11 protein-coding genes are annotated in these 12,725 nt (G+C 61.3%); 6 read left to right on the top strand and 5 right to left on the bottom strand.

The features are described from left to right. Positions 1-58 precede the first annotated feature (58 nt). From ACA060_RS23130 to ACA060_RS23120, 3 genes are read left to right on the top strand one after another with little or no spacing between them, the layout of a single operon-like run. Positions 59-493, top strand: a complete 435-nt coding sequence (locus tag ACA060_RS23130) for an NUDIX hydrolase (RefSeq protein ID WP_497313424.1) — start codon at positions 59-61, stop codon at positions 491-493. Between the two features lie 25 nt (positions 494-518). Then, entirely contained in the window at positions 519-1,157 is a 639-nt protein-coding gene (locus tag ACA060_RS23125; protein WP_109634507.1) for a LysE family translocator, read from the top strand. Between the two features lie 2 nt (positions 1,158-1,159). Further along, on the top strand, positions 1,160-1,675 hold the full coding sequence (locus ACA060_RS23120) for a GNAT family N-acetyltransferase (protein ID WP_109634506.1): 516 nt from the start codon (positions 1,160-1,162) through the stop codon (positions 1,673-1,675). Positions 1,676-1,817: 142 nt separating this feature from the next. Here ACA060_RS23120 and metR read toward each other — a convergent pair whose 3' ends face one another. Then, the gene (gene metR, locus ACA060_RS23115) at positions 1,818-2,735 is read right to left on the bottom strand and encodes a transcriptional regulator MetR (protein ID WP_010457725.1); all 918 of its coding nucleotides are present in this window, start codon (positions 2,733-2,735) and stop codon (positions 1,818-1,820) included. Between the two features lie 119 nt (positions 2,736-2,854). Between metR and metE the strand changes: the two genes are divergently transcribed. Both metE and ACA060_RS23105 read left to right on the top strand, forming a co-directional pair. After that, positions 2,855-5,167: a 5-methyltetrahydropteroyltriglutamate--homocysteine S-methyltransferase gene (metE, locus tag ACA060_RS23110; protein ID WP_497313421.1), complete on the top strand. Its 2,313-nt coding sequence runs from the start codon at positions 2,855-2,857 to the stop codon at positions 5,165-5,167. A 246-nt stretch (positions 5,168-5,413) separates the two neighbouring features. After that, positions 5,414-6,433 carry an alpha/beta fold hydrolase gene (locus tag ACA060_RS23105; RefSeq protein WP_497313419.1) on the top strand — a complete coding sequence of 340 codons (1,020 nt, stop codon included), beginning with the start codon at positions 5,414-5,416 and terminating at the stop codon, positions 6,431-6,433. A 225-nt stretch (positions 6,434-6,658) separates the two neighbouring features. On the opposite strand, the gene ACA060_RS23100 is transcribed toward ACA060_RS23105, so the two are convergent. Continuing rightward, the gene (locus ACA060_RS23100) at positions 6,659-7,018 is read right to left on the bottom strand and encodes a DUF6124 family protein (protein ID WP_497313417.1); all 360 of its coding nucleotides are present in this window, start codon (positions 7,016-7,018) and stop codon (positions 6,659-6,661) included. A gap of 573 nt (positions 7,019-7,591) precedes the next feature. Here ACA060_RS23100 and ACA060_RS23095 point away from each other — a divergent pair. Further along, a complete protein-coding gene (locus tag ACA060_RS23095; protein WP_497313415.1) occupies positions 7,592-8,260 on the top strand; it encodes a DsbA family oxidoreductase in 669 nt (222 codons plus the stop codon). 52 nt (positions 8,261-8,312) lie between these two features. On the opposite strand, the gene ACA060_RS23090 is transcribed toward ACA060_RS23095, so the two are convergent. From ACA060_RS23090 to ACA060_RS23080, 3 genes are read right to left on the bottom strand one after another with little or no spacing between them, the layout of a single operon-like run. Further along, positions 8,313-9,701 carry a sigma-54-dependent transcriptional regulator gene (locus ACA060_RS23090; protein WP_497313413.1) on the bottom strand — a complete coding sequence of 463 codons (1,389 nt, stop codon included), beginning with the start codon at positions 9,699-9,701 and terminating at the stop codon, positions 8,313-8,315. Beyond that, positions 9,691-11,463, bottom strand: a complete 1,773-nt coding sequence (locus ACA060_RS23085; protein WP_497313411.1) for a sensor histidine kinase — start codon at positions 11,461-11,463, stop codon at positions 9,691-9,693. The genes ACA060_RS23090 and ACA060_RS23085 overlap by 11 nt, the downstream gene beginning before the upstream one ends. After that, positions 11,460-12,587 (bottom strand): GNAT family N-acetyltransferase, encoded by a 1,128-nt coding sequence (locus ACA060_RS23080; RefSeq protein ID WP_497313409.1) that lies wholly within the window; start codon positions 12,585-12,587, stop codon positions 11,460-11,462. The genes ACA060_RS23085 and ACA060_RS23080 overlap by 4 nt, the downstream gene beginning before the upstream one ends. Positions 12,588-12,725: the final 138 nt, after the last annotated feature.

The raw sequence follows: 12,725 nt of genomic DNA, 5'->3' as shown, positions 1-12,725 counted from the left end.
CGCAGAGCCCGCACCCATGTGATCCTTTGCGCCTTTCACCCAAGGCCTCTTCAGATCCATGACCTTTTCCTCCACTACTTCCCCCCGCATCATCCACATCGCCGCCGCCCTGCTGATCGGCCCAGACGGTCGCACGCTGCTGGTCCGCAAGCGCGGCACCGAAGCCTTCATGCAGCCCGGCGGCAAGATCGAGGCCCACGAGCAACCGGTTCACGCCCTGGCCCGTGAACTGGAAGAAGAGCTCGGGCTGGTCATCGACCCTGCGCACGCCACCTACTTGGGGCCCTTTTCGGCACCGGCCGCCAATGAGCCGGGTTTTGTCGTACAGGCTGAACTCTTTCTGCTGACCATTGATTCAGACGTATCGCCTGCGGCGGAGATCGAAGAGGTGCGCTGGATCGACCCGGCCACCGACGGCCATCTCACGCTGGCGCCATTGACACGGGACCTGATCCTGCCGTTTTATCGAGCTTCGCTGACCGCCACCGTCTGATCATCCACGGACCAGGATTGCCCCCATGATCCCGCTTCAAGACTTGCTGATTTTCGCCGCTGCCGCGTTGCTGATGGTGCTGACGCCGGGGCCGAACATGATCTACCTGATCTCCCGCTCGATCTGCCAGGGGCGCAAGGCCGGCGTGACGTCGTTGCTCGGCGTGGTCGCGGGGTTTTTCGTGCACCTGTTCGCCGCCGCGGCCGGTTTGACTGCGGTGTTCCTGGCCGTGCCGTTAGCCTACGAAGTGCTGAAATGGGCCGGCGCGCTGTACTTGCTGTGGCTGGCCTGGCAAGCGGTCAAACCCGGCGCGCGTTCACCGTTTGAAGCGCAGCAGTTGCCGCCGGATTCGTCGCGCAAACTGATCACCATGGGCTTTCTCACCAGCGCCCTGAACCCGAAGATTGCGGTGTTTTACCTGTCGGTGTTTCCGCAATTCATCACCCCTGAGCATGGCTCGGTGTTCACCCAAAGCATCGTGCTCGGCCTGACCCAGATCAGCGTCAGCTTCTGCGTCAATCTGCTGATCGCGATATTCGCAGCCGGCATCGCGTCGTGGTTCGTCAACAACCCGACCTGGTTGTCGGTGCAGCGCTATTTCATGGGCTTTGTTCTGTCAGCGCTGGCGGTGCGGCTGATGCTTGAGCAACGTCGGACGGCTTGACCATGTGGATTGAACGACTGGATGCCAGCCATGCCCTGGACTATCGGGCGCTGATGCTCGAAGCCTACGACCTGCATCCGCAGGCCTTCACCTCAAGTGTGCGCGAGCGCGCGGCGATGCCGTTGAGTTGGTGGGAATCGCGCCTGACCAGCAAGCTGGATGTGCTGTTCGGGGCGTTCGAGGAGGGCAAGTTGGCGGGCATCGTCGGCCTGGCCTTCGAGCCTCGGGAAAAGGCCCGGCACAAGGCAACGCTGTTTGGCATGTACGTGTCCGGCAAGGTCCGGCAGCGCGGGTTGGGTCAGCAACTGGTGCAGGCCGCGCTGGCCGAAGCGCAGAACCATAAGGGCCTGCGATTGATCCAGCTGACCGTCACCGCTGGCAACGAGGCCGCGTTCAACCTGTACAAGCGCTGCGGCTTTGTACAGTACGGCCTCGAACCCATGGCAGTACGCGTCGGCGAAGACTACTTCGACAAAATCCACATGTGGCGCGAACTCTCCTCGGACTCTGAGGAGTAACGGCTTCTGTGGCGAGGGGACTTGTCCCCGTTGGAGTGCGAAGCGCTCCCCGGCATTCTTTCAGGCAAACCTTGTTCGCAGGTTTTAGGGCCGCTTCGCAGCCCAACGGGGACAAGTCCCCTCGCCACAGGGACCGTGTCGGCTAGCGGACGGCGCTGACCCCGTCCAGTGTCGAGAACGATGTGTCCTTGGCCGTCAGCAAGAAATCGCGCATGTACGGCGCATCCAGCATGTCCGCGCGGATCCCCGCATACAGCGTCGCAAACAATCCTTTCTCGCCGAGCCGCTTGGCCTTCACGTAACCCCGTGAGCTGTATTCATGCAGCGCCCAATGGGGCATGCCGCACACGCCGCGTCCGCTGGCCACCAGTTGCATCATCATCACGGTCAACTCTGAGGTGCGGACCTGGGCCGGTTCGATGTCGGCCGGTTCGAGGAAGCGGGTGAAAATGTCCAGCCGATCGCGTTCAACCGGGTAGGTGATCAGCGTTTCCGTGAGCAAATCTTCCGGAACGATGTAGGCCTTGTTCGCCAGACGGTGCTGATTGGCCACCGCGAGCATCGCTTCATAGGTGAACAACGGCACGTAAGTGATCCCCGCCAGTTCCAGCGGATCCGAGGTCACCACCAAGTCCAGATCGCCACGGGCCAGGGCCGGCAGCGGGGCGAAGGAGAAGCCCGAGGCCAGGTCCAGCTCGACTTCCGGCCAGGCGTCACGGAACTGGTCGATGGTGGGCATCAGCCACTGGAAGCAGCTGTGGCACTCGATCGCCATGTGCAAACGGCCCGCCGTGCCGCCGGCCAAGCGCGCGATATCACGCTCGGCACCGCGTAGCAGCGGCAGGGTCGCGTCAGCCAGTTGCAGCAGGCGCAGACCGGCGCTGGTGAAACGCACCGGTTTGGTCTTGCGCACGAACAGCGGCATGCCCATGCGCTCCTCCAGTTCCTTGAACTGGTGGGACAGGGCCGACTGGGTCAGGTGCAGGCGGTCGGCGGCATCGACCAGGCTGTCGGCTTCGCGCAAGGCGTGCAGGGTCTTCAGGTGACGGATTTCAAGCACCGGGGGCTCCATGAGGAAAACTTGTGATCAACACGAAAAGGTTGAGTTTGTCTCATGTTGGGTTGGCTGTCGACAATAGCGCCATGTTTTACAGCCTCTTTTACAGGAAGAAACTCACCATGGCTCTGGCACACACACTTGGTTTCCCACGCATCGGCGCAGACCGCGAACTGAAAAAAGCCCTCGAATCCTACTGGAAGGGCGACCTCGATCAGGACGCGCTGAAAAGCGTCGGCCGCCAATTGCGCGCCTCCCACTGGCAGTTGCAGAAAGACGCCGGCATCGACCTGCTACCCGTCGGCGACTTCGCCTGGTACGACCAGGTGCTGACCCATTCCCTGACCTTCGGTGTGATCCCCGAACGTTTCGACAGCGCCAAGGATGCACGCGGCCTGCCGACCCTCGACACCCTGTTCGCCATGGCCCGAGGCACCACGACTGCCTGCTGCGGCGGTGAACACACCAAGGCGCAATATGCCCAGGAGCTGACCAAGTGGTTCGACACCAACTACCACTACCTGGTCCCGGAATTCACCGCTGACCAACAATTCAAACTGAGCTGGGAACAGCTGTTCGACGAAGTCGACGAAGCCAAGGCGCTGGGTCACAACGTCAAACCGGTGATCATCGGCCCGCTGACTTACCTGTGGCTGGGCAAAGCCAAAGGCAACGACTTCGACAAGCTCGACTTGCTGGAACGCCTGCTGCCAATCTACGGCGAAATCCTCGGCCGCCTCGCCGCGCAGGGCGTGGAATGGGTGCAGATCGACGAACCGATCCTGACCCTCGACCTGCCGCAAGCCTGGAAAAACGCCTTCGAACGCGCTTATCACATCCTTCAATATTCGCCGCTGAAAAAACTCGTGGCGACCTACTTCAGCGGTCTGGAAGACAACCTCGGCCTGGCGGTCGGCCTGCCGGTGCAAGGCTTGCACATCGACGCGGTGCGCGCGCCGGATCAACTCGGCCAGGTGTTGGATCGCCTGCCGACCTACAAGATTCTTTCGGTGGGCCTGGTCAACGGTCGCAACGTCTGGCGCTGCGAACTGGAGCAAGTCCTCGCGCAACTGCAACCGGCGCAAGAGCGCTTTGGTGACAACCTGTGGGTCAGCAGTTCCTGCTCGCTGCTGCACAGCCCGGTGGACCTGGAGCGTGAAGACAAACTCGACCCGGAGCTAAAAAGCTGGCTGGCGTTTGCGGTGCAGAAGTGCGGTGAAATCGCCGTGCTGCGCGATGCCCTCAACGATCCGCAATCGTCCAAGGTGCAGGCTGTCCTCGCCGAAAGTCGTGCGATTCAGGTCAGCCGTGCCGAGTCTCCGCGTATCCACAAAGCCGAAGTGCAGGCACGGATAAACGCTATCAGTGACAAAGACAGCCAACGCCACTCGCCATTTGCCAAACGCATCGCGCAGCAACAGGCGCGCTTGAAACTGCCGCCATTCCCGACCACCACCATCGGCTCGTTCCCGCAGACCGGGTCGATCCGTCTGGCGCGCCAGGCGTTCAAGCAAGGCAAGCTGTCGGCCAACGATTACACCGACGCCATGCACAGCGAAATCCGTCACGCGGTGCAAGTCCAGGAACGCCTGGGCCTGGACGTGCTGGTGCACGGTGAAGCCGAACGCAACGACATGGTCGAATACTTCGCCGAGCAACTGGACGGCTACTTGTTCACCCGTTTCGGCTGGGTGCAGAGCTACGGTTCGCGCTGCGTCAAACCGGCGATCATCTACGGCGACCTGAGCCGACCGAACGCCATGACGGTCGACTGGATCACCTACGCGCAAAGCCTGACCGACAAGGTCATGAAAGGCATGCTCACCGGTCCCGTGACCATGCTGATGTGGTCGTTCCCCCGCGAAGACGTCTCGCGCAAAATCCAGGCGCAGCAACTGGCGTTGGCCCTGCGTGACGAAGTGGTGGACCTGGAAGCCGCCGGCATCAAGATCGTGCAGATCGACGAAGCCGCGTTCCGCGAAGGCTTGCCGCTGCGCCGGGCACAATGGCAGGAATATCTGGACTGGGCGGTGGAAGCCTTCCGCTTGAGCGCCTCCGGCGTGCGGGACGAAACCCAGATCCACACCCACATGTGCTACAGCGAATTCAACGACGTGATCGAGTCCATCGCGGCGATGGATGCCGACGTGATCACCATCGAAACCTCGCGTTCGGACATGGAATTGCTGGAAGCTTTTGAAGCGTTCGACTACCCGAACGACATCGGGCCAGGGGTTTATGACATCCACTCGCCACGGGTGCCGGACACGGCGGAGATGGTCAAGTTGATGAGCAAAGCGGTGAAGCGCATTCCGGCGGAGCGGTTGTGGGTGAACCCGGATTGCGGGTTGAAGACCCGGGCGTGGCCGGAGACTGAAGCGGCGCTGGTGAACATGGTGGCGGCGGCAAGGCAGTTGCGGAGTCAGTTGGCCTAAAGTCCTGCGACGCCTGCACTGGCGCCTTCGCGAGCAAGCCCGCTCCCACAGTGGATTTATGTCGATCACAGATATTGTGGACGGCATCAATCCTGTGGGAGCGGGCTTGCTCGCGAAGCAGGCGACTCGGTCTTCGATATGACCGCTCGGCAATCTTCATCAAACTGTCACGTAACTGTGGCAGCGCGCTTGATCAAACTTCATCAGACTCGCGCTCTACTGGGGTTCTGCGTTTCGGTGTTTTTCATGCGTGCATTCATTTTTCTGGCCTTGCTGGTGTTTGGCCTGCCGTCCTTGGCGGCGTCTCGTTGCGATGTCAACGTTCCAACCGAACATGCCGATCTGGCGCAGGTGAGCCTGGCGTACCAGAGCATCGGCCGTGCGTCCGACCCGGCGTTGCTGCTGGTGATGGGCCTGGGCGGGCAGTTGATTCACTGGCCGGACGAGGTGGTGGTCGCGTTGTGTCAGCAGGGCTTCAGGGTGATCCGTTATGACAATCGCGATGTCGGCCTCTCCAAGTGGCGCCAAGCGCCTGCCGACGCCAACCTGACGTTCGAAGTGCTGCGCTACAAACTCGGTTTGCCGGTGGCGGCGCCGTACACCCTGACCGACATGGCGGACGATGCCTTTGGCCTGATGGATGCGCTGAAGGTCGAGCAATTTCACGTGTTGGGCGCGAGCATGGGCGGGATGATTGCCCAGCACATGGCGGCGATGGCGCCGCAACGGGTCGAGAGCCTGACGCTGATCATGACCAGTTCCGGGGCCGAGGGCTTGCCGGCGCCGAGTGCGGCGTTGGTGCAGTTGTTGTCGCGGCGGAGCGCGCCAAATCGCGAAGTGGCGCTGGAGCAACAGGCGGATTTACTGGCGGCGTTGGGCAGCCCGACTGTCAGTGATGATCGGCAGGCGTTGCTGCATCAGGCGGCGCTGTCTTATGACCGGGCGTTCAACCCGGAAGGTGTGAAGCGCCAGATCATGGCGATCCTCGCCGAGCGCAGTCGCGTGGCGCTGCTGAACCAGTTGCGCGTGCCGACGCTGGTGGTTCACGGCACCGCCGATCCGCTGTTGCCGGTGATGCATGGCGTGCACTTGGCGGCGCATATCCGTGGCAGTCAGTTGAAGCTGATTCCGGGACTGGCGCATCGGTTCCAGGAAGCGTTCAAGGCGCCGTTGCTGGCGGCGGTGTTGCCGTACTTGCAGGCCCATCGCGAAGACACTTCGCATTGGGCACAGATCGATCCGGTGCCAACCCCGAATCTCTTGTAATCCCCAAATCCAACCTGTGAAACAAAATCCTGTGGTGAGGCAATGCTGTTCACTTAAGACAATCTCCAGTCGAGCAGGAACCTGTGGCGAGGGGATTTATCCCCGTTCGGCTGCGAAGCAGTCGTAAATCCAGACAACTCGGTCTGTCTGAACGGACGCGGGGGCGGCTTCGCCACCCAACGGGGATAAATCCCCTCACCACAAAGGCTCCCTTACCTCAGTTGGTTATGTCGATGGAACGAAGTTATCCAGCATCCGGTTCACCGCCAGTTCACCCAGCATGACGGACTGCTGAATGCCCAGCACGGTGTTGCGCTGCGGGCCTTCCAGCAACCCGGCGAAATCACTCAGCATCACGCTCGCCGAGGCCAGGGATTCGCAGGCGTTGGCCAGCAGGGTTTCGTGATCGATGTCGGGGGCGATGGTGTAGATGGTGCTGGGCCGGCGTGGGATGTCTTTGGGGATGACCGGTTTGAGGTAGAAATCGAGGGCGCGGTCGGCGGCTTCGTTGAGTTTTTTGGAGTCTGGGGTTTCGTAGGGGGAGACGTCGTCGGTTTCTGGTGGGTTCGGAGTTATTTTGAACATCTGGAGTTATTCCTAATAGTAGAGCCGCAACCTGTCTCGCTACTAAACGGAGGGGTGGCAGCTGTGCGCAAGTTAGTAGACCGGCAAACTCCCAAATCCGGCGCGCCCGAGGGCGCCATGCGCACAGCTACCATCAAATGCAGGCGAGTGCCTGACTGAAAGACGCATGTGCACCAATTTGGAAGAAGCCGGGCTACTAAACCCGATCACTGGGAATCAGTGACACGAACCAAGTTACCGACGGGCCTCCAGGCGCACAAGCCAGCGGATTCTGACGTTGTTGTAGGCGACGGCGCAAGGCGCTGTAGCTTTCAGGAAGTAACCTTAAACAGAACTAAACACACTCCCCAAAACACCCCAAAACCCTGTGGGAGCGGGCTTGCCCGCGATGGTGGCGTATCAGTCGCTATCTACTTTTCTGATACACCGCTATCGCGGGCAAGCCCGCTCCCACAGGGATAGTGGAATGGCTGTTAACTCTGTTCCACAGGGATAGTGGAATGGCTGCCACCTCGGCCCTGTCAGGTGTATCGTTCAAACTTTCCGGCGCGATCCAGCCCTGCGAGGTGAATGATGAGTACCCCTTTGAAAATCGATTTCGTCAGCGATGTGTCCTGCCCGTGGTGCGTGGTCGGCCTGTATGGCCTGACCCGGGCGCTGGAAGTGCTGCGCGATGAGGTCCAGGCCGAGATCCGTTTCCAACCGTTCGAACTGAACCCGAAAATGGGGCCGGAAGGGCAGAACATCACCGAACACATCAGCGAAAAGTACGGTTCGACCCCTGAGCAATCGCAGAAGAACCGCGAGATGATCCGCGCGCGTGGCGCCGAGGTCGGTTTTGCGTTTCGCACCGATGGCAACAGCCGCATCTACAACACCTTTGATGCCCATCGGCTGCTGTTTTGGGCGGGGCTGGAAGGGTTGCAGTTCAATCTGAAGGAAGCGCTGTTCAAGGCGTATTTCACTGATGGCGGCAATCCATCTGATCACGGTCAGTTGGCGCAGATTGCAGAAAGCGTGGGGCTGAATCGACAGCGGGCCGAGGCGATTCTGGCGTCCGATGAGTTTGCCAAAGAGGTGCTCGAAGAAGAGCAGTTGTGGCTGTCGCGCGGAGTGAGTTCGGTGCCGACGGTGGTGTTTAACGGGCAGTATGCGGTGAGTGGTGGGCAGCCGGTTGAGACGTTTGTCGGGGCGATCCGGCAGATCATGAGCGAATCAAAGGGCGGCACCGTCAACAACTGACCGCCACTGACACCACCCCCTACAGGGAATGGTGTGGGGGCGTGGGCTGGGTTTAGCGGACGATTTTGTCGACGTGGATGCCCAGTTTCTTCAAGCGATACCAGAAGCTGCGCTCGGAGATCCCGATCAACTGCGCCGCCGCGGCCTGCACGCCATTGCTCTGTGCCAGCGCGGCCAGAATGTAAGCCTTCTCGACCTCCGCCAACGCCGCTTCCAGATCCGCCGGCACGCTGCCTTCGGTGACCAGCGCACCGCTGCTACTGGAACTTGAAGCAAACAAATACGCCGGCAAATCTTCCTCTTCAATCACCGCACCCGACGCCACAATCGTCGCGCGCTCCACGCAGTTCTGCAGCTCGCGAATATTCCCCGGCCACGAATAATTGGCCATCGCCTGCAAGGCTTCCGGGCTGAATCCGGTAAAGCGCTTGCCCGCTGTGGCGCCGAGGGTGTGTGCGAAGTGCCGGGCCAGCGGCGCGATGTCTTCCACCCGTTCGCGCAGGGCCGGCAGCGGAATCGGGAACACGTTGAGGCGGTAGTAAAGGTCCTCGCGAAATTCTTTGTTGGCCACCGCGTCCAGCAGGTTCTTGTTGGTCGCGGCAATCACCCGCACATCGACCTTGCGCTCGCGTGGATCGCCCACCGGCTCGATCACCCGTTCCTGCAAGGCCCGGAGGATTTTCGCCTGCAGGGCCAGCGGCATTTCACCGATTTCATCGAGGAACAGCGTGCCCTTGTCAGCCTGCATGAAACGCCCGACGCGATCCGCCACGGCGCCGGTAAACGCGCCTTTGCGGTGACCAAACATTTCGCTTTCCAGCAGCCCTTCGGGGATCGCCGCGCAGTTCACCGCCACAAACGGTTTGTCCGCGCGGTTGCCGTGTTTGTGGATCGCCCGAGCGACCATTTCCTTGCCGGTGCCGCTTTCGCCGGTCAGCAGAATCGTCGCGTTGCTTTCGCGCACGGAATCGATCGCGTGCAGCACCCGACGGAAACTCGGGCTGTCGCCGATCAGGTTGTCGATCTGCTGGTGCTCATCAAGCTCGGCGCGCATGCGCTGGTTGTCTTTGAGGATGTCGCGAAATTGCAGGGCCTTGCTGACGGTGATATCCAGTTCGTCGATGTCGAACGGCTTGGCGATGTAGTCGAAGGCGCCGTTGCGCATCGACTGCACGGCGTTTTTCACGGTGCTGTAGGCGGTCATCACGATGACGGGTAGCTGCGGAAAGCGCGTTTTGATTTCCGCCAGCAGTTGCGGGCCGTCCATGCCGGGCATGCGCCAGTCGCTGATCACCAGGTCGATGTCCTCGCACTCCAGCACCTTGAGCGCGTGCAGGCCATTGCCGGCGGTGAACACCTGAATGCCGTTCTGACCCAGGGCCGATGCCAGCAAGTCGCAGAGCTTGGGCTCGTCGTCGACCACCAGTACGTTATGTGTCATCGCTGCCCTCTTCGAAGTCTTCACCGTTGGCCGGAATGTACAGCGTGAAGGTGGTCCCGGCATCTTTTTCACTGACGCATTCGATGCGCCCGTCATGACTTTCCATGATCGAAAACACCTTGGCCAGCCCCAGGCCCGTGCCCGAGGCCTTGGTGGTGACGAACGGCGTGAAGATCCGTTCGAGCATGTCCGGTTCGATGCCCTGGCCGGTGTCGCAGACGCTGATCACGGTGTAGTGCTCGTCGCTGCTGATGCCGACCGTGAGCCGCCCGCCGTCGGGCATGGCGTCGATGGCGTTGACGATCAGGTTCAGGCCGGCCTGCTTGAGTTGTCGCGCATCAGCGTGAAGGGTCGCGCCGGGTGCCTGATCGTCGATTCGCACATCGATGTTGTGGCTGGCCAGTTCCGGGGCGCAGAAGCCGATCAATTCATCCACCAGCGGCCGCGCTGCCTGGGTCGAGCGCAGCGGCGCGCTGGGCTTGGCGAAGTCGAGGAAATCGGTGATCAGGTCGTTGATGCGGCTGACTTCGCTGACCACGTATTCCAGGTGTCGCTTGTCGGTCTCGGGCAAATCGGCGCGCCGGTGCAGCAGTTGTGTGGCGGTCTTGATGATGCCCAGCGGGTTGCGGATTTCATGGGCCAGGCCCATGGCGACTTCGCCCAACGCATGCAAACGGTCGCGGCGACGCAGCTGCGATTCCAGGTGCTGCAACTCGGCAAGGCGTTCGCTCATGTGGTTGAACGTGCTGCTCAGTTCCGCCAGTTCGTCGCCGCCGGTGACCGCCAGGCGCTGGCGGTAATCCCCGGCGATCACCGCTTGCACGCCTTTGGACAAACCGCGCAACGGCTTGGTCAGGCGTTGCGAGACAATCCAGCCGACCGCCAGGGACGCCGCCGAGCTGAGCAGGAAAATCAGGATGAACAGGTTGCTCTGGTTCACCAGCCCGACCAGGCTGGTGTGGCGCAGCAGCCCGCTGAAAATCACGCCTTGCAGCTCGCCGCTTTCGTTGAGGATCGGCCGGTAAATGCCGCTGTAGCGATTGGTGAATTGTTCGATCGGCTGTTTGGTGTTGCGCAGAATCTGCTCGATTTTCTCCGGTACGGCCGCCGGGTGATCTTCGAAGCGCTGGGTGGAAAAGATCTCCGAGAAGTCATCGGCCTTGGCCAGGTACAGCCGCAGGTCGAGGGAATGCACATCGGCGACGCTGGTGAGGAAACTGCTGTCCAGGTAGGTGGCGATGACCAGTTTGTAATCGACGCCGTCCTGATCGGTCTCAAAAGTCGACACAACGGTGCCGGTAGGGACGCCGCCGACATGCAGCGTTTGCAACACCGCTTTGGGCTCGGTGCTGATCTGCCGGACGACGTCATCGGCGGCGGTGCTGAATACCACTTTGTGATCGCTGTTGCGCACCAGCGCCACGACGTCGATGCCCATGGAATCGGCGATGTCGGTGGTCAACTTGTCGTGTTTGCTCGACAGGCGATCGGTGGGCGGGCGGGTGTAGCGCAGGAACAACTGCGCGGCCCGGGCGTTATCCCGCAGGATCTCGCTGATCTCGTCTTCGACGATCTTGGTCGATTCCTGCAGCCAGATCCGCACGTTGCTGTCGAAAATCTGCGACAGGGTGGTGGCCGCCAGTTCCGCGGCGATCATGGTCGGGATCACGCTGACCAGCCAGAACGCCAGCACCAGTTTGCGCTGCAGGCTCCAGCCGGAGAGGGCGAAAGGTCGGGCGGTGGCGCGTGGGTCTTTGATCATTGTGCTTCGCTTATCGCAGCAGCCATGGCGGAATCGGAACGGTCCGGTCGAATGAACATTTTCACCACGCGCAACAAACTGTCGAGCACTCGGTTGCGGTGGCGGAAAAACACGGTGTTGCCGGTAAACGAGCAACCCAGGCGCAGCTTACTGGCATAGCCGGCCTGACCGCACGCGTAGATCGGGATGCCGTGTTCAATACAGTAGTCGACATTGGCCAGCCAGCTGCGCACGTACAGGTTGTGATCGCGGGTTTTCGCCAGGTCGTGGGCGAAGAATTTATCGACCAGGCGTTGCTCGTCGAGCAACACCAGGTTGAACGCTACCAGCTCTTCGCCGACCCAATAGAGCACGCACGCGGCGCGCTCATCGAGGTGTTCGAGGACCTGGCGGAAGTAGGCCGGCGGCAGGCGTTCGAAGGTCAGGTCGCTGCGTGAAAGGGTGGCTTCGTACAGCGCCATCATTCGCGGGAGCAGGTCTTCGACTGAGCGCCGCCATTCGATGCGCGGACCATGCCCGCGCAACGTGCGGCGCAGGTCTTTGCGAGTGGATTTGCCGAGCGTGCCGAGGTACGCGTCCACCGAGCCAAAACGGATCGGCAGTTCGGCGCTGGGCAGGCCTGGCATGCTTTGCAGACCGGCTGCCTGGCACACCTGCAACCACTGCGGATCCCGGTGGGACGCGTCCTTGACCGCCAGCAGACCGATGCCGGCCTGATCGGCGTCGTTGCGCGCCAGGATTAACAATTGCTCAAGCAAGGCCGGACGCCGGGCGGGGTCGATCTGGCGTGTGGTCCCGACATGGCATTGCTCGGCCACCGGCGAACCGACGGCGTACAGGCGCACGTCCAACAGCCCCGGCCACCAGCGGCGCAACTGTTCGGTGACGCGTTTGCCCGAACCTTGAACCGTGGTGTCCAGCGAATACGCGGTGGTGAACGCCACCGCCGCCGCGACCAACACCTCGTCTTCGTACAGCGCCAGATAACGCCACTGGAAATCCGCAATGCCCGCCTGTTCAACGGCCCGGTAATAATCCCAGTCCTCCAGTTCATCGGGGAAACAGTCATTCCAGGCACTGCGGTCGATGGCTTCGATGGTTGAAAAGGCAAGGGCAGTGATCACATCGGTTCCTTAAAATTTACCCACATGGCAGCCATAACCCGATCCTTGTAGCAGCTGGCGAAGCCTGCGTTCGGCTGCGAAGCAGTCGTGAAATCAGGCGCTGCGGTGTTTCAGCAAGACCGCGTCAGCAGGATTTAC

The sequence above is a fragment of the Pseudomonas sp. LBUM1671 genome, assembly GCF_059695685.1.
This window is presented reverse-complemented; position numbering and strand designations above follow the sequence as displayed.

Excerpts from the sequence above, each read along its gene's own strand:
- ACA060_RS23105 (WP_497313419.1), top strand. The coding sequence starts at position 5,414 with ATGCGTGCATTCATTTTTCTGGCCTTGCTGGTGTTTGGCCTGCCGTCC.
- metE (WP_497313421.1), top strand. The coding sequence starts at position 2,855 with ATGGCTCTGGCACACACACTTGGTTTCCCACGCATCGGCGCAGACCGC.
- ACA060_RS23100 (WP_497313417.1), bottom strand. The coding sequence starts at position 7,018 with ATGTTCAAAATAACTCCGAACCCACCAGAAACCGACGACGTCTCCCCC.
- ACA060_RS23130 (WP_497313424.1), top strand. The coding sequence starts at position 59 with ATGACCTTTTCCTCCACTACTTCCCCCCGCATCATCCACATCGCCGCC.
- ACA060_RS23090 (WP_497313413.1), bottom strand. The coding sequence starts at position 9,701 with ATGACACATAACGTACTGGTGGTCGACGACGAGCCCAAGCTCTGCGAC.
- ACA060_RS23095 (WP_497313415.1), top strand. The coding sequence starts at position 7,592 with ATGAGTACCCCTTTGAAAATCGATTTCGTCAGCGATGTGTCCTGCCCG.
- ACA060_RS23120 (WP_109634506.1), top strand. The coding sequence starts at position 1,160 with ATGTGGATTGAACGACTGGATGCCAGCCATGCCCTGGACTATCGGGCG.
- ACA060_RS23125 (WP_109634507.1), top strand. The coding sequence starts at position 519 with ATGATCCCGCTTCAAGACTTGCTGATTTTCGCCGCTGCCGCGTTGCTG.
- ACA060_RS23085 (WP_497313411.1), bottom strand. The coding sequence starts at position 11,463 with ATGATCAAAGACCCACGCGCCACCGCCCGACCTTTCGCCCTCTCCGGC.